This is a genomic window from Campylobacter concisus (genome assembly GCF_002912895.1).
GTDB classification, from domain to species: domain Bacteria; phylum Campylobacterota; class Campylobacteria; order Campylobacterales; family Campylobacteraceae; genus Campylobacter_A; species Campylobacter_A concisus_G.
This window is the reverse complement of sequence record NZ_POZX01000057.1, coordinates 1-23674: the sequence shown is the minus strand read 5'-3', so window position 1 is coordinate 23674 and position 23674 is coordinate 1. Positions and strand designations below refer to the sequence as shown.

Sequence of the window (23674 nt, the reverse complement as noted above, 5' to 3'; positions counted from 1 at the left end):
CATTAGACTGATTATTAGAGCTCTCTTTTTTTGCATAAATTTGATAGCTCTTATTTGTCTTCTCATCACTTTTTAACTCTTTGCTTAGCTTATCATCTTCATAGATACTTATCTCATTTGTTGAGATATTTTTATTTATATATAAGTAATTATCATTTTTTATTAAAGCATCGTCTTTATCATCACTAAGCTTTAATTTAGCATCAAATGCCTTCTCTTTTATAGCATGCTCAAACTCATATATAACTAGCTTATCATCTTTAAATTTAATATATAAAGGTATCTTTATAGCTATCCTTATATGATTTTTGCCATATCTTGTATAAAACTTAAATTTATCCTTATCACCTTCAAGATATGCAAAAAATACTATAGTATGACCACCCTGTTTTAGCTTATCTAGATCATCTTTTTGTATAACATCTGAAATTTTAAATGTTATCTCTTTGCCTTTTTGATCTTTGAGAGCTACTACATCTTTTGGATTTGATTTGGATAACTCATCATACTCTTTACTTTTTATGACCTTATATCCCCAAAGTATCTCTTTATATCTCTTACTACCTTTTTCTTGTTTATATATAGCCTTTAAGCTTATTGGCTCATTTGTCTTAAATGGATACTCACTATCAGAGATTACATTTGTTATATGATCTGTTATATCTCTTAACGAGACCTTATTGCTATAGCAAAAGTTAGAACTACTCTTATCTTGATATCCTAAAGATATTACAGCTGTATCAGAGTGAGCATGAATATCTTTAGTGCTATAAACTTTACTTAGATCACTTGAATAAAGTATAAATTTAGTATCTCCTTTATTCTCTTTATCTATTGGGATATTAAATGTAGCTGTATATGAGTTTTTGATACCTGAGTCTTCATTTTTTATTAAAGATACACTCTCATATATACTTTTATCAAAGCAGTGATGAAGATATATCTTATCTATATCTTCACTTGCCTTACCATCTTCGTTTTCAATGATGAGATTATTTATAGTTATAATCTCTATATTTTTATAGACTATTATTGATATTCATTTTTCAATTTCTTGTAAAATTTATCAAAGCTAGCAGGTAGCCCACTATCTATCTCTTTAAGTTTGGATAGGAATTCTTCTTGTTCTATCTGTTGTAAATCATCGCTTTTAAAAATAGTTTTTTCTTGCTTAAAAATGTTCAAATACATTTTCCCACCAGACATTATGTCGCCATAAATTTCATATATATAGTTTGAATTTTTAAATTTATTCCCCATCAAGCGCTCATTTACATTATTTTTTATTGGTGTTGGTTTTGATAAAATTTCTAAACTTTTGGTATTTCTTTTATTTACCCAAAAATAACCACCATTTGCACAGTATATGTCACCCTCGCATTCGAACATAGCAATAGCTATTAAAATTTTTTCATTTTCATAGCAATATCCTATTTCTTCGGCTTTAAAAAAAAGTAATTACAAAATCACGCACGCTAGCCCTATTTATCAAATTTTAAATATTTACTATCGCAATCTTTAAAATGATTATACTCGTTTATAGAGTTTCCGTAGTTTTGTATGACTATGCTATCATTTTCATACATCCCGTCAATCTTTTTAAATTTTATATAAAATCCACCTTCGCCATTGCTTTTTATGCTTGATATATAGCCTTGTGATTTTGTCTGATTATTATCAACTATCTTGTAAAAATACTTTGTCTTATTAGTATTTTTCGTTATTTCTATTGAAATATTACAAGGCTCATTCTTGTAAAACCCAGTTAAATTTATGTCTTTTGTGTAGGCATTGTGTGTCATAAACACTAGCACCATAAAATAAAAAACAACTATCTTGTTTGTCATATCTACCCACTCTTTTTTAACCGCATTATATCTATTTAACAAAGGCAAAACTATATCTTTTTGATCTTTCCATTCTCAAATTTATATTTTCTTTCATCTGATAGTTTTCCACTGCTTTTAAAATTTGGATCGCCATTGTTGGTTAGTGCATTTTTGTGTGGTTTGTCTATTATCAAGATGCCTTCATTAGTGACTTCGAAAAATGGCACACTCGCGCACCAATCTATCTCACCTTGAAATTTAATATTATTGTCCTCTTTCTTTTCAAAAATTCTCAAAGGCCCGTGTCCATTGCAAGCAGCATAGTTTTGTATGTCTTGAAATATCCACACTTCACTTCGATTCAATTTGGTATAAAATATTAAATTTGGTTCAAGCTCATGCTCACACTCTCTGCTATAAATCTTTTCATCGTTTATACTTATGGAGCATTTGTTGTCCTTGCTGTACGTTTCTATACTTAAATTTTGGGCATTAGAAAATATAGCTAAAAGTAGCAATAAGTATAAAAATCTAGTTTTTATCATCATTTTTTCTATTCTCAGGCAAAATCAAATGACCATTTTTGTCTATTAGGGAGTATTGGACTAATACTATATAAATTAGGTCATGGATACGATAATTGTCATAATCGCCAGTATAGTCATCATATTTTCTTAAAAACTCAGCATAAGACTTTTTATCTGTTTTTTTTATGTCTTTTAGATCTCTAAAAGAGTAAAGTATTGGTACATATTTTAAAGTATCTTCAAAGACCTCTTTAAATTTCTTATAGTCTTCGCCGTAAATTCTTTTAAATAGCTCTTTATTATTTTTATAAAGAAGTAAAGCTAGTTTTGCAGTGGAGTTTCTATAGTAAGATCTAGTGCAATGAATAGAATTGCCGACGCTATAATTATATTTAACCCGTACTTGAAAATATTTTGAATACCCATCTATGCACTCTTTTTGAGTTTTAGCTATCCTCTCTCTTGCTATCTTTAGAGCTTTTTCTTTTAAATTCGGAGCTTCTTTTACAATTAGATTATAAAGATCAGCAAAATAGTTATCTCTAAAAGCAAGAAATTTGGACTGACAAACAAAGTCTTCTAAAGAGTACTCTTTAAATTTATATTTGCCCTTAGCATCAGAACACTTAAAACTAGGAGATGTATTAGTACTGTAATCGTTTGAAAAATAGTCATCACCGGTAAAAAATTCGTCTTCGATCTGTTCAAAATTCTCGATCGCTTTATTGGTAGCTTGGCTAGGCATTAAAGCTTCAAAAGCATATAAATTTAAGTTTATTAGTAAATTTATTAATAAAATAGTTTTAAATTTCATACTTCAGCCCTTTATTTAAATTTCTTAAATATATTTGCTTCTCTTATACGTTTATAAGAGTTTATTCTTTTTGTTCTACTTTCTTTATTTGCACCGCCATTTACTAAATCTGTTACTCTATTTACTATTTCTTCATTGTCTAATTCTGGCTTGCTTTTATCGGCTCTATCGTAAATGTTCTTTTTTTGAGCCCAGAAAAATGCAGCTGACACAAAAGCATAGGTTTTATTTTCAGCTACCAGTTCTGGATTATCCACAAAGCTTACTTCATCTCCTACTAATTTAACTTTGTGTGCGAATTTATTAAATTCGGTATATATTTCTCTACCAGTTATTTGTATTATCCCTCTACCTCTATATTTCCAGCCGTCGCCTTCTTCGGTATTGCCAAGTCGCAAGTCTTTAGGTCTATTTTCATCAGCATATCCTCGATTGGCTATAGCTTCTTGATCGGCTTTTTGAATTATTTTTCCTTTTGTATCTTTTATTCTTCCTACATCTTTACTTCTATCATAATTATTTTTAAAATAACCAATATTGGATCTCACAAGACCTTCCACACTATAATCTAAACTCTCTGTCAGTTTTGGGAAGCTACTTTCCACCTCTACTGCACATTGCCCAAAAAAATGCTCCAATCTATTTCTAGTATTAAGCTTATATTTTACATACATTTGAATTCCATCTCCATCATCTCTTCTATTTAGTTCATCTACCATTTCTTGCAGGATATATTCTTGATTTGTTTTTATATTAGTAAATACTTGTTTTAGCATATCTAGTGTAAATGGATAATCTTTAATCTCTATTAAAACATTTATCCCCTCATCCCCATCTTCCCACATGCCACTATCTACTCTAGTTAAACTCTTTGATTCATTAAAAGAGTTAATAAATTTATCCATATTCTCTTTATTTAATAAATTTATACCAAGCTTATCATCTTTATCTGCATTAGACTGATTATTAGAGCTCTCTTTTTTTGCATAAATTTGATAGCTCTTATTTGTCTTCTCATCACTTTTTAACTCTTTGCTTAGCTTATCATCTTCATAGATACTTATCTCATTTGTTGAGATATTTTTATTTATATATAAGTAATTATCATTTTTTATTAAAGCATCGTCTTTATCATCACTAAGCTTTAATTTAGCATCAAATGCCTTCTCTTTTATAGCATGCTCAAACTCATATATAACTAGCTTATCATCTTTAAATTTAATATATAAAGGTATCTTTATAGCTATCCTTATATGATTTTTGCCATATCTTGTATAAAACTTAAATTTATCCTTATCACCTTCAAGATATGCAAAAAATACTATAGTATGACCACCCTGTTTTAGCTTATCTAGATCATCTTTTTGTATAACATCTGAAATTTTAAATGTTATCTCTTTGCCTTTTTGATCTTTGAGAGCTACTACATCTTTTGGATTTGATTTGGATAACTCATCATACTCTTTACTTTTTATGACCTTATATCCCCAAAGTATCTCTTTATATCTCTTACTACCTTTTTCTTGTTTATATATAGCCTTTAAGCTTATTGGCTCATTTGTCTTAAATGGATACTCACTATCAGAGATTACATTTGTTATATGATCTGTTATATCTCTTAACGAGACCTTATTGCTATAGCAAAAGTTAGAACTACTCTTATCTTGATATCCTAAAGATATTACAGCTGTATCAGAGTGAGCATGAATATCTTTAGTGCTATAAACTTTACTTAGATCACTTGAATAAAGTATAAATTTAGTATCTCCTTTATTCTCTTTATCTATTGGGATATTAAATGTAGCTGTATATGAGTTTTTGATACCTGAGTCTTCATTTTTTATTAAAGATACACTCTCATATATACTTTTATCAAAGCAGTGATGAAGATATATCTTATCTATATCTTCACTTGCCTTACCATCTTCGTTTTCAATGATGAGATTATTTATTGTAAGAGTAAGACCTGAACTTGATGCTGATGTAGGTACTATATTGTTGCCATGAGCTAGACGAAGCTTTATATCAAACATAGCTGAGTCTTTATCATCTCTTAGGGTAAAGTTATTCTCTTTGGCGAAATTTAATAAAGAGAAATTTAGGTGTTTGTTGTTAGATGAGGGGTCTTCAAAGTACTTCATACTTATAACGCTATCTTCTAGCTTATACTCTATATCATCGCTATTTTGCTTTATGCTAGTAAAGGTAGCACCATTTATCTTATCTTCTTCATTTTTGTTTTCTTGATAGAGTATTACCGTATCTTTGCTCTTTACATTTTTAAATTTTATCTCTTCATTTTTACTATCTTCGTAAGAGTCAAATTTAAAGTCAGTAAGTATTAGCTCGCATAAATTTACCTTGCCATAGTTTGGTCTACTAGAATTTAGCTCTTTTGGGTTTAGCTCACTGCAATCAAATGGAGTTTGATAAGCTAGCACAATGGTAAATTCGCTCTTTTTAGGTTGAAAGACTCTAATAGGAGTTGTCATCTTTCTTGGGCATAGCAAGAGTATATTTTCTTGTTTGTAAAATTCCTCCTCTCTTTGCCTTAGGAGCTTATTTATTCTTGAAGTATTTGAAGCATTTGAGCTGATTAAATTTACGCAGTATATGTTTTCAAGGCTAAAGGTCTTTGTACTTTGAGTGCTTAATAAAGAATTTATCTTTGTAACAAATGGCTGAAATAAAGCCTCACATTTTAATGCATCTGATGCGTTTAAATTTGATCCATTTTCTTGAAGCTTCATAAATTCTAAATGAGTGACGTTTTGGATGATTTCTTTATTGTTTTGATTTTTTAATTTATATTTTGCTTTGGATATATTTAAATGACTAAAAACATCTATGCACTCGGCAAAATTAACATTTTGTTCATCACTTTCATAAAGCCCAAACTGATTTGAAATTTTTTCTCGCAAAAGAGATATTTTATTGCTTACTTCATCACTAAAGCTCTCATATGCTAGCCAAAACCAGGCCTTAAAACGATTTTTGCTTTTGATATGGCTTGCTAGGGATGGATCAATATTACTTTTCTTGCTGATATAAAGAAGTGCTAAAAGCGCGACATGCTCTCTTGAAATTTGGCTATTTTTATCTGAAGTGAGCGAAACGGCTTGTAAATTTTTAAGTGGCGAGTTGTTTAATTTTTGATTTATCTCTTGGATTAGCGGCGTAAGCTTTCGCTCCAAGATTGCATTTAGCTGATCTTCTGAGCTGAATTCAAACTCAGGCAAAGTATCGGTACTTCCAGACTTTGCATAAGCCTCTTTTGCGGCGTCATTTATCTTTTTAAAAAGTTCATCTGTATCTATCTTTTCTATGGTAGTCTTACTCGTGGTGTTAGCAATAGCTCGCTTGATATCTTTTATGACTTTGTCTTTGTTGTTTTTATAAATTTGAGCACAAATAAGTTCTATATCATCTCTTAGGCTAAAGCCATATCCAATAAGTAGTTTGTTGTTAGATATAAATGGTCTGCTTATGTCATTGTCATATGAAAATTTTATAATATCTATTAAATTTCTTTTAAAATTTACATCATTTCTGGGCGTTAGAGGCATTAAACTTCCTTGGAAATTTTTGCTAAATATTAGCACAAACTTAAAAAGTATTCAACAATAAAACTTTATAGTAAAAATTTATGTCAAAAATATAAATTTGAATGTTTTTATTTTTGACAAGGCTACTCAAAAGGGCTTGTAAATTTAAAGCGCCTTTATGAACTCTTTAAATTTATCGCCTCGCTCGGCATAGCTCTTAAACTGATCAAGGCTCGCAGCTGCCGGGCTTAGAAGCGCTATCTCGCTGGTCTTTAGCTCTTTATTTATCTCATTGACAGCATTTTGCAAAAAGTCGCATTTTAAGGCTGGTATGCCAAATTTAGTCGCTAATTTCATAAGTTTGTCACTGTTTGAGCCGATGGCGTAAATTTTAACCTTGAGGTTTTTTAAATTTAAAAAGAGCTCATCCATGCTAACACCCTTGTCGTCTCCGCCAAGGATTAGGTGCATGAAGTGATCTTTGTAGCGTTTGACGGCTTGTATGCTCGCGTCGATGTTGGTAGCTTTTGTGTCATTGACCCAGGTTCTGCCCTTTTTATCAGTAAATTCTTCGAGCTTATTTGCTTCAATAACAAATGTGTTTAAAAGTGCGATGTCACAGCGGTCAAATAAAATTTTCTCCACCGCAAGTGCCAGTAGCGCGTCTAGCAAAAACGGCGTTTTAAAGGCTATATCATCTAAATTTACGCCGCAAAAACGAGCCAAATCGCTCTCATCTTTATAGGCGATAACTTTGGCTTTTGTAGGCGTGCTAGCGTAAATTTCAGGCACTATCGCCACGCTACTTTCACTCATGCTAGCAAGTGGCTTTAGCTTCGCCTTTTCGTACTCGCTCATGTCGCCATGCCAGCTTAGATGATCAGGAGTGATGGGTAAAAGCACATAGATGCCGGGTGTGGCGTGGTTTGTATAGTGAAGCGTAAATGAGCTAGTCTCAAGTATCCAAATTTTAGCGTTTGGGTCTAAATTTGCCAGCGCGATGCCGACATTTCCGCCCATCACTGAGCCCTTGCTCTCTAGCAAATGCTGCATCATCTTTGTGGTCGTCGTCTTGCCATTTGTGCCACTGATCCAGATGTTAAATGGCAGATAATTTTTATAAATTTCATAAAAATAGTCATATTCGCTAACTAAATTCCTAGATTTTTTGATAAGCTCGTGATGAGGTGGGATGCCAGGGCTTGGTATCTCTAGGCCGCTTTTTGCTGGGTCAAATTCGCTAACTGGCAAAAGAGTGTTTCCAAACTCGTCCTTAGAAATTTCGCTAAATTTATCATCATAGATATCCCAAAGACCATCGGTTGTGAAATTCTTTGCAATCGCCTTTGTCGTGCCACCATAGCCAAATAGTGATTTTCTCATGACTTTCCTTATCTGATCTTTAGCGCGGTTAGTGCGATCAAATTTGCTAAAAGTGCGATGATCCAAAAGCGCACGATGATCTTATTTTCAGCCCAGCCCTTGATCTCAAAGTGGTGATGTATAGGCGCCATGAGAAAAATTCTGCGTTTAAAAATTTTAAAGCTGCCCACCTGCAAGATGACGCTAAGCGTCTCTACGACAAAGATGAGACCGATGATGATGAGCAAAATTTCGTTTTTAGTCGCAACGCCCATAAAACCGATATATGCACCAACACTTAGGCTGCCGCTATCGCCCATAAAAACTTCAGCTGGGTGGCAGTTAAACCACAAAAATCCCATGAGTGAGCCAATGAGTGCTGAGGCTACGACGACGCTCTCGCCAACGCCAGCGATCTTTGGCAAAAGCAGGTATGAGCTAAAGACGGCGTGACCGCAGATGTAGGCAAAAACGCCAAGTGTCAGAAGCGAAAATATAGATGGCACAGTAGCTAGCCCATCAAGCCCGTCTGTTAAATTTACTGAATTTGAAGCAGCGACTATGACCAGTGTCCAAAAGAGAATGGCAAAAATTTTTAAATCTAAAATAGGTTGCTTAAAAAAAGGTAGATAAAACTCGGTGCTAAGCTCGTGACTTGCATATAAAAAAACAGAAATTACAAAGGCTATTAAAAACTGAAAAAATAGCTTTGCTTTTGGACTTAGGCCGGCGTGATTTTTTGCTCCTAAAATTTTACTGTAATCGTCCTTGTAGCCAAGCAGCGTAAAGCAAACTAGGCAAAAGAGAGATGTTAAGACAAATGCGTTATCAAGCCTTGCGCAAATTATCGTGGAAAGTACGGCTGTGAAGACAAAGACAAGTCCGCCCATGGTCGGTGTTTTGGCCTTTTTTTGGTGAGTTTGCGGGGCAAGCTCATAGATAGGCTGGGCAGCGTTTTTTGCCTTTGCCCAAGCGATAAATTTAGGCATCAGATAAGCTGTCAAGATAAAAGCTATGAAAAACGCGATGCCAGCACGAACGGTGATATACTGAAAGATATTAAAATTTAAAATTTCATAGATATAGTAAAACATAAGGGCCTTTATTTTAAAAAAAAGCAATTTTAGTATAATGGCCTTAAAAATTATCTAAATTTAAGGATAAAATTTAAAAATGGCTCAAAAAACTATACTTATAATAACTGATGGCATTGGATCAAATAAAAATGGCAAATTTAACGCATTTGAGGCGGCCAAAAAGCCAAATTACGAGAAATTTTTTAAAGAAATTCCAAACTCACTCATAAAAACTTCTGGAAACGCTGTGGGACTACCTGAAGGGCAGATGGGAAATAGCGAAGTAGGGCACATGTGCATAGGAAGTGGGCGAGTTTTGTATCAAAATTTGGTCAAAATTTCACGCGGCTTTAAAGATGGCTCGGTAGCAGAAAATGAAGCGCTAAAGGCTCTTTTTAAAAAGTGCAAAAAGATCCACGTCATAGGGCTTTATAGTGACGGCGGCGTGCACTCTCACATGGAACATTTTGATGGCATGTGCGAGCTTGCTAGTAAAAATGGCTGTGAAGTTTTTGCCCACGCTATCACCGATGGACGCGACGTTAGCCCAAACAGCGGTCTAAATTTCATAAAAAACTTGGAGGCTAAATTTAAGGTAGCGACGGTTTGCGGGAGATTTTACGCGATGGATAGAGATAAACGCTGGGAGCGCGTAAAAGAGGCCTATGATAGCTTGGTGGAGGGAGCAAATTTAAGCAGCTTGTCGCCAAGCGAGTATCTACAAAAAAGCTACGATATGGGCGTGACAGACGAGTTTGTAAAGCCAGCAAGTTTTAATGGCTTTAGTGGCATGGGCGAAGATGACGGCGTGATTGTGATAAATTTTAGAAATGACAGGGCAAGAGAGATTTGCCAGGCTTTGGGCGAGGAGAAATTTAGCGAGTTTGAGCGCCCTTTTGCTATCAAAAATCTAATCACCATGACCGAATACGACGCAAATTTTAAATTTGAAGTGCTATTTAAAAATGAAAAGATAAAAAACACCCTAAGCGAGGTCATAGCAGCAGCTGGGCTAAGGCAGCTTCATACGGCTGAGACTGAAAAATACGCCCACGTCACATTTTTCTTTAATGGCGGCGTCGAGGAGCTAGCTAGCAACGAAACGAGGGTACTCATCCCTAGCCCAAAAGTAAAAACCTACGACGAAAAGCCAGAAATGAGCGCTGCTGAGGTTTGCAAAGCCGTGCTAAAGGGCATGGATGACGAGCAAGACTTCATCGTGGTAAATTTCGCAAATGGCGATATGGTGGGGCATACTGGCAACTATGAGGCTGCTATAAAAGCAGTTGAAGCAGTGGATGCTGCCCTTGGAGAAATTTACGCCAAAGCAAAAGAGAAAAACTACGCTATGATCATCACGAGCGATCACGGAAACTGCGAAGAGATGCGCGATAGCAGCGGCGAGCTACTGACAAACCACACGACTTATGATGTCTTTTGTTTTGTGATGGCTGATGGCGTAAAAAAAGTAAAAAACGGCGGTCTAAATAATATCGCTCCTAGTGTTTTAAAGATCATGGGGCTTGAAATTCCAGCTGAGATGGACGAGGCGTTAATATAAAATAATGGAGCTAGTCGAGTTTTTCGGAGCAGATAAAGTCATAACCTTTATGCTCCTTTTTGTACGTCTTAGTGGGCTTATTGTATTTTTTCCGTTTTATTCTCACAATCAAATCCCAATGGTCGTAAAAACTTTACTAGTTTTTGCTCTTTGTATTGTACTTTTTCCATTATCTCACGCTCATGAGCACGCTATAAATTTTTTGTTTATGGAAATTTTGAGTGAGGTCATACTTGGTCTTTGTGCTGGCCTTTTGCTAAATATCGTTTTTGCCATACTTCAAATGGCAGGCGAGCAAATCTCGATGATTATGGGCTTTTCGATGGCTTCGGTGCTTGATCCGCAAACTGGTACAAATTCACCAGTGATCGCAAATATTCTAAATTTCATCGCGCTTCTTGCATTTTTGATGCTTGATGGGCATCATTTGATATTACAGTTTTATTCCACTTCACTTTCAGCTATACCGCTTGGAGATTTTTATCCAAGAAGTGGTGTGATGAGCTATGCCCTAAAGCTTTTTGGCAATCTTTTTATGTTTGGATTTGTTCTGGCTTTCCCTATTATCGCGCTCTCTATACTTTCAGATGCTATTTTTGGCATGCTTATGAAAACTATGCCACAATTTAACTTATTAGTCGTTGGTTATCCTATTAAGGTAAGTATCGGCTTTTCGGTTTTGATAGCTATTTTAGCTGGCATTATAAAAATCATAACTGATATGATGGTGCAGATTTTAAACGATATGCCAGCACTATTTTTTTAAGTAAATAGCAATGAAATTTATCATAAAATACAGCCTCAAGCTCTTCAAGGAGGGATCATGAAAGTTGCACTTGTAAACAAAAACCCCGCAGTTTCTCGCCTTATAACGTTAAGTTTAAATAAGCTAGGCATAGAATATAGCGAATTTGACGATGTTAATAGTGTTGGAGATCAATTTGATTATATTATCATCGATAGTGATATGGATAGCAGCGATGTTAATTTAAATCAAAAGATAATGTATCTAGCACCTAGAGGCGGTGAAAAGCCTGATTTTGCTGATGTTATGCTTGAAAAGCCCTTTTTACCAACAGAATTTATTAGTTTATTTGAACAAAATAAAGATACTGACAATGATAAAGAACTTAAGCTTGGACTAGATGAGCCTGCAAATTTTAATGACTTTGACGAAAGCAATAAAAACTTTGATGATTTAGAAAATTTTGAGCTTCCAGAAATTGACATGGGTCTTGAAAATTTAGCAAAAGAAGATGATAAGGCAGATAAATTTGATAATGAGGCTTTAGATGATGAGTTTTTAAAAGAGGAGCTAAGTGAGCTAGAGACCGAGGATTTAAAGGATAAAGATATCAGTTTTGATGAAACAGACACTGAACTCATAGATGATGATATGATAAATGACATAGCTAGCAAATATATGGCTGATTCAGAAGATATAGACAAATCCTTAGAACAAAACAATGAGCCACCCGTGATAAAAGAAGAGCATAGTGATAACTTTGATGAGCTTAGTTCACTTGTAGATGAGATAGATGATATGGACGAGAGTGACTTGGCGGATGAAGAGGCGAAAAACGAGCTTGATAAAATGGTCGAGCAAAATTCTCAAAATTTAGAAACTGCCAAGCTTAATGAAGAATTTGTAGATGATATAAGCCAAAGTAAAAAAGAGCTCAGCGAGATCGAGTCTTTGGATAAAGAGCTAAACGAAGAACCCAGCGAAGATAGCGAAAATTTTGATGAACCAGAGACTGATTTTGGTAGTGATGAAAATTTTGAGCCTAAAAGCAGCGAGGCAAATTTGATAGATGAAGCTAGTCAAAATTTAGAGGAAGATATAGATGAAGAATCTACTCAGGAAGCAGAGGAAATTTCTTTGGGCGAAGATATAGACCTTGAAAAAGAGCCAGCTAAAGAAGATCATGAAGAAAATTCTGAAGAAGTCCTTGCTCAAGAAGATCTAGGCATGGTAGATGAGATATTTGAGGAAGAAAATTTTAAAGAAGAGACGTTGGGTAGCCCAAATTTTGATGTAGCGTCTATTGAGGAAATAGATGAAAATACGATGCAAGCAGCATTTGGATTAAATATTGCTCCACAAACTAGCTCATGCGATGAAACAAAAATCGATACTGACTATAAAGAAGAGCTAACCAAAAAGATCACAAAACACGTCCATGAGTCGTTAAATGAAAGCTCGCTAAGAGATGTGCTAAAAGATATGAACATAAAGATAAATATAAGTTTTGAGGAAAAGTAGTTGCAAGGACAAATTTTAGTAGTTTCTGGGCCTAGTGGAAGTGGGAAAAGTACGCTTTTGGGTCGTCTTTTAAAGGAAGAGAAGGATCTTTATTTTTCTATTTCAAGTACGACAAGGGCAAAAAGAGAAGGCGAAGTCGATGGAGTGGATTACTATTTTATAAAAGAAGATGAATTTAAAAGCGGCATAGAAAAGGGTGAATTTTTAGAATGGGCACAGGTGCATAAAAACTATTATGGCACGAGTCTAAAGCCTGTTTTAGCAGCACTTGAGGCTGGAAAGATAGTGATATTTGATATCGATGTGCAAGGCTTTCATATCGCACTTGAAAAATTTAAAAGCTACATAACTTCGGTTTTTATAACAACTGCAAATAAAAAAGAGCTTAAAAAACGCTTGAAAAACCGCGGAACTGATAGTGAGGAAACGATAGAAAATCGCCTAATGAACGCAGTTGGTGAGATGGAGCACATCTTAGAATATGATTATTTTTTGGTAAATGATGACATTGAAAAGAGTTATAAAGGCCTAAAATCAATTCTTAGAGCGATGAGGTTAAAAAGCACGAAAATAGACTTAAGACGCGTTATTGATGAGTGGATAGATTGCTAGAAATTCAGGAATTTATGATAACATTTTGAAAAATTTATTGAGGAGAAAAAATGGGTTCTTTTAGTATTGGTCATTGGCTAGTTGTTTTAGCGATTATTGTTTTACTTTTTGGAGCAAAGAAGATCCCAGAACTTGCAAAAGGACTAGGCAAAGGCATAAAGACTTTTAAGGCTGAGATGGAGGATACAACTCCTGACAAAAGCGAAAAAGTCGAGCATAAAGAAGAGAGTGCTGCTAGTCAAAAAATAGAAGAAACAACTAAAAACGCATAGGTTTTAGAGTTGAAAAATAAAATAAAAGCTGAAATTTCAAAGGTTTTAGAACGTGAATTTGTGCTTGAAAAGCCAAAGGATAAAAATTTAGCCCACTATGCTACGCCACTTTTTAGCCTAGCAAAGGAGCTAAGAAAGTCTCCAGCTACGATAGCTAGCGAGTTTGCCGATAAATTTAGTGATAGCAAAATAGTTGAAGCTAGTGCAGTAAATGGCTACTTAAATTTCAAGCTAAAAAGCGAGTTTTTAGATGAAATTTCAAAGCAAATTTTACTAGATAGCGAAAATTTTGCAAAAGAAGATGCAAAAAAAGATAACTATTTAATAGAATACATCAGTGCAAATCCAACTGGACCACTTCACATCGGACATGTTAGAGGCGCAGTTTACGGCGATACTTTGGCTAGGCTTGGTAAAAGACTTGGCTACGCTATCTCAACAGAATACTATATAAACGACGCTGGTAATCAAATCGACCTACTTGGCACTTCGATATCACTTGCGGCAAAAGAGCAGCTTTTTAACGAAAGCGTTGTCTATCCAGAGAAATACTACCGAGGCGATTATATTTTAGATATTGCTAAGCTTGCAAATGAGAAATTTGGTAAGGAAATTTTTTATGATGAAAGTAGAAACCTCGAGCTTGCCGAGTTTGGCAAGGATATCGTGCTTGAGATCATTAAAAAAGATTTAGCGGACGTTGGGATATTTATAGAGAGCTGGGCTAGCGAGAAAGCTCTTTATGATGGCTTAGAGCCAACTATAAACAAGCTAAAACGTTCAAATCAAATGTATGAAAAAGAGGGCGCTACTTATATCGCTTCAACCACGCTTGGCGATGACAACGATAGGGTTGTGGTTAGAAATGATGGTAGACCGACATATCTAGCTGGCGACATTATCTATCATAACGCCAAATTTGAGAAAAATTTCGACCACTACATAAACATTTGGGGTGCAGACCACCATGGATATATCGCAAGGCTAAAGGCTGCGATAAATTTCCTTGGATACGATGAAAACAAGCTTGAAGTGATACTTATGCAGATGGTTAGTCTACTAAAAGATGGCAAGCCGTATAAGATGAGCAAGCGCGCTGGCAATGCCGTGCTGATGAGCGATATCGTAAGTGAGATCGGTGCTGAGGCGCTTAGATTTATCTTTATAAGCAAGGCAAATACGAGTAGTTTGGAATTTGACGTAGATGAGCTTAAAAAAGAGGACAGCTCAAATCCTATTTTTTATATAAACTACGCTCATGCTAGGATAAATCAAGTCTTCGCAAAGGCTGGGAAAATTATTCAAGATGTAATCAATGCTGACTTTGAATGCCTAGATGAAAATGCTAGAAATTTACTTTTTGAGGCGCTAATCTTACCCGAAATTTTAGAGGATGCTTTTATCTCAAGACAGCTTCAAAAGATCTCAGACTATTTGAAGTCACTAGCTGCTAGCTTTCATAAATTTTATAATGAAAACCGCGTGGTCGGAAACAAAAACGAAGATAGCTTGTTAAAAGTATTTGCAGTCGTTGCTGTCTCAATAAAAACAGCATTTAATATAATGGGAATCACAGCTAAAGATAAGATGTAGAATTTGCTTTTATTTTGGCTAAAAGCAACAAAATTCAATTCGAAAAAAGATTTATTTAAAAATATCTCAAACTCATAATGCTCTTGAGAATTTAAACACCTTTTTTCTCAAATACAATCGCAATAGTTTTTACTATGATCTTTATTTCCAACCAAAGCGACCAGTGTTTGATATAGTAAAGATCATACATTAGCTTTTGTTTGGCGTCGTGTGTATTTGAGCCATAAGGGTAGTTTACCTGTGCCCAGCCGGTAATCCCTGGACGAACGATGTGGCGTTCATTGTAGTAAGGGATCTCTTTTTCAAAGAAATTTATCCAGTGCCTTCGCTCAGGCCTTGGACCTATTAGATGCATCTGCCCTCGAAGCACATTTAGGCATTGTGGTACCTCGTCGATGCGAGTTTTACGCATAAATTCGCCAAATTCAAAGACTCTCTCATCGTTTTTGCTAGCAAATTTAGCCCCGTCTTTTTCAGCGTCAACTACCATCGAGCGAAATTTAATACATTCAAATTCTTTGTTCCCAAGCCCAACCCTGTTTTGCAAAAAGTAAAGGCTGCCAGGGGATTGCTCGTCTATCTTTTTCTTTACATAAAATTTAAGCACAAAAAGTATCACAAGAAGCAGCGAGCAGCTTGCATAGTCGATCACACGTTTTAAGGCGTATTCAAAGGCATTATAAGGCTTGATATCGTTTAAAAAGTTTAAATTTTCGCCATTTTCTAGGATGTAGCACTTTTGCAAGTAAATTTCTAAAAAGCTCTCCACATTTAGAAATTTGATCTTTTTATACTTTGTTTTAAACTGCAAAAGCGTGAGAAATCTAACTAATTTACTATCGACTGGTTTTGCGGTATTTAGTACGATCAGTCTTTGATCGCTTGATTTTATGAGATTTTCTAGTGCGCTTCGCAAGGTTTTTGCGTCGCTATTTTCATGGGATAAAAAATTTACTTGACCAAATTTCTTCCTAAGCTTCTCTAGCTCGAGTTTGGTGAAAGCATATTTTTCACCAAGGATGATCATAGGCCTATCCCTTTATCTTTATTTTAAATTTGCATTATAAAATTCGTCTAATTATACCCAAACGTGCTAATTGCATTTTTAAAAAAAGAGTTAAGGTTAAAATATGTATCATAAATTTCTCGCTGTGCTTGTTTTAGCGCTGATTTGCGGCGTTTCTTTTGCGCTCTCAAACACACTTTTGGCTAAATTTCACACCAGCCCGCTTATCATCTCTATCATTTTAGGCGCCATTTTTGCAAATCTTTTTACAAAACAAACTCAAATTTTAAAAAGTAGTGGCGTCGTAGCGATCGCTGGGAAGCAAATTTTAAGGCTAGGCATCATACTTTTTGGCTTCAATATAAACCTTAGCGAGATCGCAAGTGTTGGCACCATTGGCGTGATATACGCAGCATTTATGGTCTTTGCGACCTTTTGCTTTGCACTTTTTGTAGCCAAAGCCTTGGGACTTAGCAAGGATAGTGCCGTGCTCATTGGCTCAGGGGCTAGTATATGCGGTGCAGCTGCTGTTATGGCTACTCAAAATGAGATAAAAGCAGACGCAAACAAGCTTGCTATCGCCATTTGCACGGTGGTGCTCTTTGGGACGATTGGTATGTTTATCTATCCATTTATCGCTAAATTTCTAGCTCTAACGCCACACCAAACTGGCTTTTTTATCGGTGGCTCACTTCACGAGGTAGCCCACGTGGTGGCAGCCTCAGCAGCATTTGATAGCGCAGCAAGTAGCACCGCCGTCATCATAAAAATGCTTCGCGTCATCATGCTTGTGCCATTTTTGTTTTTGCTAAATTTCTTAAATTTAAGCCAAAATAGTGGCGGCTCAAAGCTAAAGAGCATACCATGGTTTGCGTTATTTTTCTTAGTGGCGATCTGCGTTAGATCTTTGCCATTTTTCCCTGAAAATTTGGTTCAAATTTTAAAGCTAGCCGCCAGCATTTGCCTTTGCGTTGCGATGTGTGCTTTGGGGTTTGGGATAGATAGAAGCATTTTTAAAGCGACGGGCAAAAAGCCATTTTTGCTAGCATTTTTTATATTTTTATGGCTTATTTGCTCATCGCTTGTCTTTGTTAAGACTCTTTGCTAGTTTTTAGTTTTTGCAAAAATTCTTCGATGTTGTATTTTGCTCTGTAAGTTGGGCTTAAAAGATGTATCAAAATGTCGCCAAGGTCCATCACGATCCAATCAGGCGAGCTCTCAGTGCCTATAAATTTCTCCCCAAGAGGCTTAAGCTCCTCTTTTAGATCCTCAGCCAGTGAGTAAGCGTGTCTCTCGCCAAGCGTAGTAGCGATAACTACGGCCTTTACGAAATAATCATCCCCGCTCATATCAAACACTTGTATCTCTTCAGCCTTTTTTGCGTCTAAAACCTTAACTATACTTTCGGTGCGCTCTTGCATCGATCTCTCTTGCATCTTTAATCCTTGGTAAAAATTTATAATCTCATCTTTTATCTCGCTAGGCAGCTCATCAAGCCCCTTTTGATGCCTGATCTGCGATGAGCTAACATCCACGTGCACGTCCATTTTTTGTAAATTTTGTGGAATTTCTATGTGATTGCGCTTAGCGATCACAAACTGCACTAAATTTTTTAGCTCCTCGTAGCCGTGCCACTTATCAAGCGTGGCTAGGTGGTCCGCGCCTATTATGAGATAAAATTTCTCTATCTTGAATTTCTTATACAAATACTTAACCGTCTCTATGGTAGGCACTGGGCGAGCTAAATTTATCTCATAGTCTGAGATCTCGACCTTCTCTAGGCCGCCCCAAATTTCTCTTATCCACTTTAGGCGAAGCTCTGGCGGAGCTGAAAATTCGCTCTTAAAGGGACTTATAAAAGTTGGCATGATGATGAGCTTGTCGATATCAAGGCCGCTTAGTGCCATTTTTACAATGCTATCGTGTCCTAAATGAACCGGATCAAAGCTCCCGCCAAAAAGTGCTAACTTCATCTATTAAAGTGCCTTGTTTATATTTGTTTTAAAATTCTTTTTTGTAGAATTAGGCGTAATTATATCAAAAGGAGCTAAGATGTCAGTTAAAGTAGCAATAAACGGCTTTGGGCGTATCGGTAGGTGTGCTGCTCGTATTATTTTAGAGCGTGATGATGTTGAGCTTGTCGCTATTAACGACACCGCAACAAGGGATATGACGAGGTATTTGCTCAAATACGACAGCGTGCATGGCGAATTTAAGCAAGACGTTAAGGTGATAAGCGACGATTTTATAGAAGTAAATGGCAAAAAGATAAGAGTTTTTTCTACAAGAGATCTAAACGAGCTTAGCTACGCAGACTACGGCGTAGACGTGGTTTTAGAGTGCACTGGCAAGTTTTTAACCACTGAAAAATGTGAGCCATATCTTGCTCGCGGCGTCAAAAAAGTCGTCATGAGCGCTCCAGCAAAAGACGATACAGTGACATTTGTAGTTGGCGTAAATGACGATAAATACGCAGGCGAGGCGATCGTCTCAAACGCAAGCTGCACCACAAATGGCCTAGCTCCAGTAGCAAAGGTGCTAAACGATAAATTTGGCATCGTAAAAGGGCTAATGACTACGATCCACGCATATACAAATGGTCAGAGCCTAGTTGATGTAAAGGCTAAAGATTTCCGCCGCTCACGCGCTGCAGCGCTAAATATCGGACCTACGACCACCGGAGCTGCAAAAGCGATCGCTAAAGTGCTTCCAGAGCTAAGCGGTAAGCTGCACGGTCAAGCAGTGCGCGTACCAGTGGCAAACGTCTCTATGGTCGATCTAACGGCGGTTTTAAAAAGACCAGCTAGTAAAGATGAGATAAACGAGGCATTTAGGGCGGCTGCGGAGTCAAATTTAAAGGGAATTTTATTCGTCGATGACGACTACAGAGTTAGTAGCGACTTTTGCACAAGCACCTTTAGCAGCATCGTAGCGAGCGACACTACGCAGGTTATCGCTGATGATATGGTGAAGGTCTTTGCGTGGTACGACAACGAGTGGGGCTACTCAACAAGGCTTGTTGATCTTGCTAAGATCGTGGCTACAAAGTAAATTTAAAGGGTGAAAAATGAGTGATATTTTATCGATCAACGACCTTGAGCTTAATGGTGCAAAAGTCTTTATAAGGTGCGATTTTAACGTGCCTATGGACGAGTTTTTAAACATCACTGATGACCGCAGGATCCGCTCAGCGATACCAACTATCCGCTACTGCCTAGATAATGGCTGCAGCGTGGTTTTGGCTAGTCACCTTGGTCGTCCAAAAAACGGCTTTGAAGAGAAATTTTCACTTCAAGGCGTGGCTAAGAGGCTATCAAGACTGCTTGATAGAGAGGTGATATTTGCTGAAGATGTGATCGGAAATGACGCTAAAACAAAGGCTGCGGCTCTAAAGCCAGGCGAAATTTTGATGATAGAAAATTTACGCTTTGAAAAGGGCGAAACCAAAAATGACGAGGCACTAGCCGCTGAGCTCGCTAAATACGGCGAATTTTACATAAACGATGCATTCGGCGTCTGCCATAGGGCTCACAGCTCGGTCGAGGCGATCACTAAATTTTACGATGAGAAGCATAAGGCGGCGGGATTTTTGCTGCAAAAGGAGATAAATTTCGCCCAAAATCTCATCAAACACCCTGCGCGCCCGTTCGTCGCGGTCGTTGGCGGTAGTAAGGTAAGCGGTAAGCTGCAAGCTCTGCACAACCTGCTTCCGCGCGTGGATAAGCTGATAATCGGCGGCGGCATGGCGTTCACGTTTTTAAAATCGCTCGGCGAAAATATCGGAAATTCGCTGCTTGAAGAGGATCTCATCGAGGACGCGCGCGAAATTTTACGCAAGGGCAGGGAACTTGGCGTTAAAATTTACCTGCCGGTAGACGTCGTCGCGGCTCAGACTTTTTCAGCCGAAAGCGCCGTGAAATTCGTCCCCACCCAAGAAATACCTAGTGGCTGGATGGGACTAGATATCGGACCTGCGTCGATTAGACTCTTTAAAGAGGTCATCGCCGACGCGCAAACCATCTGGTGGAACGGGCCGATGGGCGTTTTTGAGATGGATAAATTTAGCAAAGGCAGCATCAAAATGAGCCACGCTATCATCGACACACACGCGACTACGGTCGTTGGCGGTGGCGATACGGCCGACGTCGTCGAGCGCGCGGGAGATGCTGACGAGATGACCTTTATCTCGACTGGAGGCGGCGCTAGTCTGGAGCTTATCGAGGGCAAGGAGCTACCCGGCATAAAACCGCTTAGAAAGGCTACAGAGTGAGGTTTTTAGCAAATTTAAAGTGCAATCACACGAGAGCGAGCTTCGCTAAATACGCTGAAATTTTAGACGCAAATTTAAGCGCAAACGACGACGTTACAGTATTTCCGCCGTTTAGTGCGCTTGATGGTGCGGCTCATAAATTTAAACTCGGCGCGCAAAATTTCTACCCGTGCGAAAGCGGCGCTCACACCGGCGAGATCGGCAAGGCGATGCTGGACGAGTTTGGCGTAAAAAGCGTGCTGATCGGGCACTCCGAACGGCGCGAGCTTGGCGAGAGTGAGGAGCTTTTGCGCGCGAAATTCGACTTCGCCGCAGAGGCGGGCTGGCAGATCGTCTACTGCATCGGCGAAAATTTGAGCGTGAACGAAGTGGGGCGCACGAAGGAGTTTTTGGCGGAACAGCTAAAAAATATCGACCTTGGCTACGAGCGGCTGCTGATCGCCTACGAGCCAATTTGGGCGATAGGCACGGGCAAGAGCGCTAGCGTGGAGCAGATCGAAGGAGTTTTAAATTTCATCCGCGAGCAGACGAGCGCGCCGCTGCTTTACGGAGGCAGCGTAAATGCCGCAAATATCGGCGGGATAGCGGGTATCGCAAACTGCGATGGAGTATTAGTGGGGACGGCGAGCTGGGACGCCTCTGGTTTCTTGGAACTTATTAGCGCGTCATCTCGCTGACGTCTTTAAATGATTTTGTAAATTTCGCCCTACGACAGGCTAAATGCCTAGTCTTGGGACGAAATTTACTGCGAAACATTTAAATCCGCCTAGCGATATTTCCGCTTGTCGATTTATATTCAAAAATTAAATTTGGATTGCAAAATTGTAAGTCGCCTAGTCTAGCTTCGCGATACTGCCGCTGTCAAATTTAGTTTCAAATTTGGCGTTTTCGCGAGATTTCGCGAATTTTAATTTATAGAATTTTAAGTCAAATTGCGAAGGATTTTTCGCTTAGTTAAGGTAGGATTTAAAAAATAAGCAGAGTAAGCATATAGTTTGTGAGTATTGCTTTTAAATTTTTAACGAAAGATAAATAACTCTGCTTGTAGCTGTAAGCTTGTGAAGCAGAAAAAGTTAAGTAGCTTTAATAAAAAGGAGAACAAATGATACTAAAAGGTAAAAAAGGTCTAATCGTCGGCGTCGCTAACGCCAAGTCAATAGCTTACGGCATCGCAAAAGCTTGTCACGATCAAGGTGCGCAAATGGCGTTTACATACCTAAATGACGCTCTTAAAAAACGTGTAGAGCCGATCGCAGAGGAGTTTGGGAGTAAATTCGTCTATGAGCTTGACGTAAACAATCCTGCTCATCTTGACGGTCTTGCGGATCGCATCAAAGCAGACCTTGGTGAGATCGATTTTGTTGTGCACGCAGTGGCCTATGCGCCCAAAGAAGCACTTGAAGGCGAGTTCGTAAACACGACTAAAGAAGCCTTTGACATTGCGATGGGAACTAGCGTGTATTCGCTACTAAGCCTTACTCGCGCGGTTTTGCCAGTGCTAAAAGAGGGCGGTTCGGTGCTTACTCTTACATACCTTGGTGGACCAAAATTTGTGCCACACTACAACGTAATGGGCGTTGCCAAAGCGGCACTTGAAAGCTCAGTTCGCTACCTAGCACACGACCTTGGCGCTAAAAACATCCGCGTAAATGCGATCAGTGCAGGTCCTATCAAGACTCTTGCTGCAAGCGGAATAGGCGATTTTAGGATGATCTTGCGCTATAACGAAGTAAATAGTCCGCTAAAACGCAACGTCACGACTGAAGACGTCGGTAACAGTGCTATGTATCTGCTTAGCGACCTAGCTAGCGGTGTAACAGGTGAAGTTCACTACGTAGACTGCGGCTACAACATCATGGGCATGGGCGACGTAGCCACCGACGCCGAGGGCAACACAATCCTAGCTTGGGACGCAAAATAATCTACCTATATAAATTTGGCGGGGTGACTCGCCAAATTCTTCTTTAAAATTTCACTAAATTTACCGCAAGGGCATACAAAATGAGCTTTAGATGAGCTTATAGACGCAATAGGCCAGGCTGGGCACTGATCAAGGAGTGGCTAAAAGAGGCTAATTAAATTTTGTCTCTTGATGAAAGCATGGTGTAAAGCGAGCTTGACTTCAGATAACTACTTGCTCACCGATGGGAGCACTTGTTTATGGGTGTGGTGGCATCGTGATAGACGGAGGTTAGCTACGTCTACTTGGTTCAGGATATGAGCAGGTGAAGTGTGGAATTTATAGTTTTAACCTTGGCAAAAGCTTTAGCAAGGTAGACAGATGTCTAGCTATTTGCTCGTAGCAAACGATATTTTGGGTAAAATTTTCACACTAAATGGCGTCGACTTTGGTGGCAAAAAAAAGGGGCAACGTCTTTTACTGTGTGCCAGATAGTGGCAAATGGGAGGATACGTAGCTTGGCTACTCGTAGTTTTTATACTGGGCGCTTTGCGGCGAAATATCGAAATTTTATGAGCTTTACCACTAGGATGACTGGTGTGAGGATGTAAAAAATTTTAGCCTTGATAGGATGATATTTGTGCTACCGCCGATACTTTGGCAAGACACCAACATAAGTCTAAGACTAAAAGATATGAAAAAAGATAGTATTTGCATGAATGAATATTTCAATTTTGCCTTCAAGAGCGTCTAATAAATTTGCATAATACTTCTATTAGATTCAAGAGTTTTGTTCTATCTTATTTAAAATTTATAAAATTTTCTCATAATCTACTTAAGAGTGTTTATAAAAACAATTCTGAGCGCTAAAAAGCAAAATTTATTTTATGTTTCTTAAGCCTTTCTTGATAAAAATTATCTACAAAATTTAATAATTTTTATACTTATAATAATTTTCTATTAAAAATTAATCTTATTTACTATCTTGATAAAATTATATAATTTTATCCTTTTTCTCGATATTTAATTAATTTATTAGAT

22 protein-coding genes are annotated in these 23674 nt (G+C 37.5%); 13 read left to right on the top strand and 9 right to left on the bottom strand.

Going from position 1 to position 23674, the window contains the following annotated elements; all coding sequences use genetic code 11:
* Positions 1-1029: 1029 nt before the first annotated feature.
* From CYP51_RS06375 to mraY, 7 genes are all read right to left on the bottom strand, one after another.
* Entirely contained in the window at positions 1030-1389 is a 360-nt protein-coding gene (locus CYP51_RS06375; RefSeq protein WP_103624812.1) for a hypothetical protein, read from the bottom strand.
* A 92-nt stretch (positions 1390-1481) separates the two neighbouring features.
* On the bottom strand, positions 1482-1895 hold the full coding sequence (locus CYP51_RS06370) for a hypothetical protein (protein WP_103624811.1): 414 nt from the start codon (positions 1893-1895) through the stop codon (positions 1482-1484).
* A 2-nt stretch (positions 1896-1897) separates the two neighbouring features.
* Complete coding sequence (locus tag CYP51_RS06365; RefSeq protein ID WP_103624810.1) at positions 1898-2374, bottom strand: hypothetical protein; 477 nt, start codon at positions 2372-2374, stop codon at positions 1898-1900.
* A complete protein-coding gene (locus CYP51_RS06360; RefSeq protein WP_103624809.1) occupies positions 2361-3170 on the bottom strand; it encodes a hypothetical protein in 810 nt (269 codons plus the stop codon). The genes CYP51_RS06365 and CYP51_RS06360 overlap by 14 nt, the downstream gene beginning before the upstream one ends.
* Positions 3171-3181: 11 nt before the next feature.
* A complete protein-coding gene (locus tag CYP51_RS06355) occupies positions 3182-6736 on the bottom strand; it encodes a glycoside hydrolase family 19 protein (protein WP_103624808.1) in 3555 nt (1184 codons plus the stop codon).
* Positions 6737-6880: 144 nt separating this feature from the next.
* Positions 6881-8098, bottom strand: coding sequence for a UDP-N-acetylmuramoyl-L-alanine--D-glutamate ligase (gene murD / locus CYP51_RS06350; protein WP_103624807.1), 1218 nt, complete (start codon positions 8096-8098; stop codon positions 6881-6883).
* 8 nt (positions 8099-8106) lie between these two features.
* Positions 8107-9171 carry a phospho-N-acetylmuramoyl-pentapeptide-transferase gene (mraY, locus tag CYP51_RS06345; RefSeq protein ID WP_103624853.1) on the bottom strand — a complete coding sequence of 355 codons (1065 nt, stop codon included), beginning with the start codon at positions 9169-9171 and terminating at the stop codon, positions 8107-8109.
* Positions 9172-9250: 79 nt separating this feature from the next.
* Here mraY and gpmI point away from each other — a divergent pair, with 79 nt between their 5' ends.
* From gpmI to argS, 6 genes are read left to right on the top strand one after another with little or no spacing between them, the layout of a single operon-like run.
* Entirely contained in the window at positions 9251-10714 is a 1464-nt protein-coding gene (gene gpmI / locus CYP51_RS06340; RefSeq protein ID WP_103624806.1) for a 2,3-bisphosphoglycerate-independent phosphoglycerate mutase, read from the top strand.
* A 4-nt stretch (positions 10715-10718) separates the two neighbouring features.
* Positions 10719-11480, top strand: a complete 762-nt coding sequence (gene fliR / locus CYP51_RS06335; RefSeq protein WP_103624805.1) for a flagellar biosynthetic protein FliR — start codon at positions 10719-10721, stop codon at positions 11478-11480.
* A 57-nt stretch (positions 11481-11537) separates the two neighbouring features.
* Positions 11538-12980 carry a Highly acidic protein gene (locus CYP51_RS06330; RefSeq protein WP_103624804.1) on the top strand — a complete coding sequence of 481 codons (1443 nt, stop codon included), beginning with the start codon at positions 11538-11540 and terminating at the stop codon, positions 12978-12980.
* Positions 12981-13592 (top strand): guanylate kinase, encoded by a 612-nt coding sequence (gene gmk / locus CYP51_RS06325; protein ID WP_103624803.1) that lies wholly within the window; start codon positions 12981-12983, stop codon positions 13590-13592.
* Positions 13593-13642: 50 nt separating this feature from the next.
* Positions 13643-13864: a twin-arginine translocase TatA/TatE family subunit gene (gene tatA / locus CYP51_RS06320; protein WP_103624802.1), complete on the top strand. Its 222-nt coding sequence runs from the start codon at positions 13643-13645 to the stop codon at positions 13862-13864.
* Positions 13865-13873: 9 nt separating this feature from the next.
* On the top strand, positions 13874-15457 hold the full coding sequence (argS, locus tag CYP51_RS06315; RefSeq protein WP_103624801.1) for an arginine--tRNA ligase: 1584 nt from the start codon (positions 13874-13876) through the stop codon (positions 15455-15457).
* A 91-nt stretch (positions 15458-15548) separates the two neighbouring features.
* Here the strand turns inward: argS and CYP51_RS06310 are convergent, their stop codons facing one another.
* Positions 15549-16484 carry a sugar transferase gene (locus tag CYP51_RS06310; RefSeq protein ID WP_103624800.1) on the bottom strand — a complete coding sequence of 312 codons (936 nt, stop codon included), beginning with the start codon at positions 16482-16484 and terminating at the stop codon, positions 15549-15551.
* 103 nt (positions 16485-16587) lie between these two features.
* Here CYP51_RS06310 and CYP51_RS06305 point away from each other — a divergent pair, with 103 nt between their 5' ends.
* A complete protein-coding gene (locus CYP51_RS06305) occupies positions 16588-17571 on the top strand; it encodes a YeiH family protein (RefSeq protein WP_103579351.1) in 984 nt (327 codons plus the stop codon).
* Here the strand turns inward: CYP51_RS06305 and nadD are convergent.
* Positions 17555-18436 carry a nicotinate (nicotinamide) nucleotide adenylyltransferase gene (gene nadD, locus CYP51_RS06300; RefSeq protein WP_103579350.1) on the bottom strand — a complete coding sequence of 294 codons (882 nt, stop codon included), beginning with the start codon at positions 18434-18436 and terminating at the stop codon, positions 17555-17557. The genes CYP51_RS06305 and nadD overlap by 17 nt on opposite strands.
* A gap of 79 nt (positions 18437-18515) precedes the next feature.
* Here nadD and gap point away from each other — a divergent pair, with 79 nt between their 5' ends.
* From gap to CYP51_RS10060, 6 genes are all read left to right on the top strand, one after another.
* The gene (gap, locus tag CYP51_RS06295) at positions 18516-19514 is read left to right on the top strand and encodes a type I glyceraldehyde-3-phosphate dehydrogenase (RefSeq protein ID WP_103624799.1); all 999 of its coding nucleotides are present in this window, start codon (positions 18516-18518) and stop codon (positions 19512-19514) included.
* Positions 19515-19530: 16 nt separating this feature from the next.
* Entirely contained in the window at positions 19531-20733 is a 1203-nt protein-coding gene (locus CYP51_RS06290; RefSeq protein ID WP_103624798.1) for a phosphoglycerate kinase, read from the top strand.
* Positions 20730-21410: a triose-phosphate isomerase gene (locus tag CYP51_RS06285; RefSeq protein ID WP_103624797.1), complete on the top strand. Its 681-nt coding sequence runs from the start codon at positions 20730-20732 to the stop codon at positions 21408-21410. Before CYP51_RS06290 ends, CYP51_RS06285 begins: the two co-directional genes overlap by 4 nt.
* Before the next feature lie 425 nt (positions 21411-21835).
* Positions 21836-22654, top strand: coding sequence for an enoyl-ACP reductase FabI (fabI, locus tag CYP51_RS06280; protein ID WP_103624796.1), 819 nt, complete (start codon positions 21836-21838; stop codon positions 22652-22654).
* A gap of 223 nt (positions 22655-22877) precedes the next feature.
* On the top strand, positions 22878-22928 hold the full coding sequence (locus CYP51_RS10185; RefSeq protein ID WP_346209705.1) for a hypothetical protein: 51 nt from the start codon (positions 22878-22880) through the stop codon (positions 22926-22928).
* Positions 22929-23014: 86 nt separating this feature from the next.
* Entirely contained in the window at positions 23015-23128 is a 114-nt protein-coding gene (locus CYP51_RS10060) for a DUF2625 family protein (protein ID WP_258032809.1), read from the top strand.
* Positions 23129-23674: the final 546 nt, after the last annotated feature.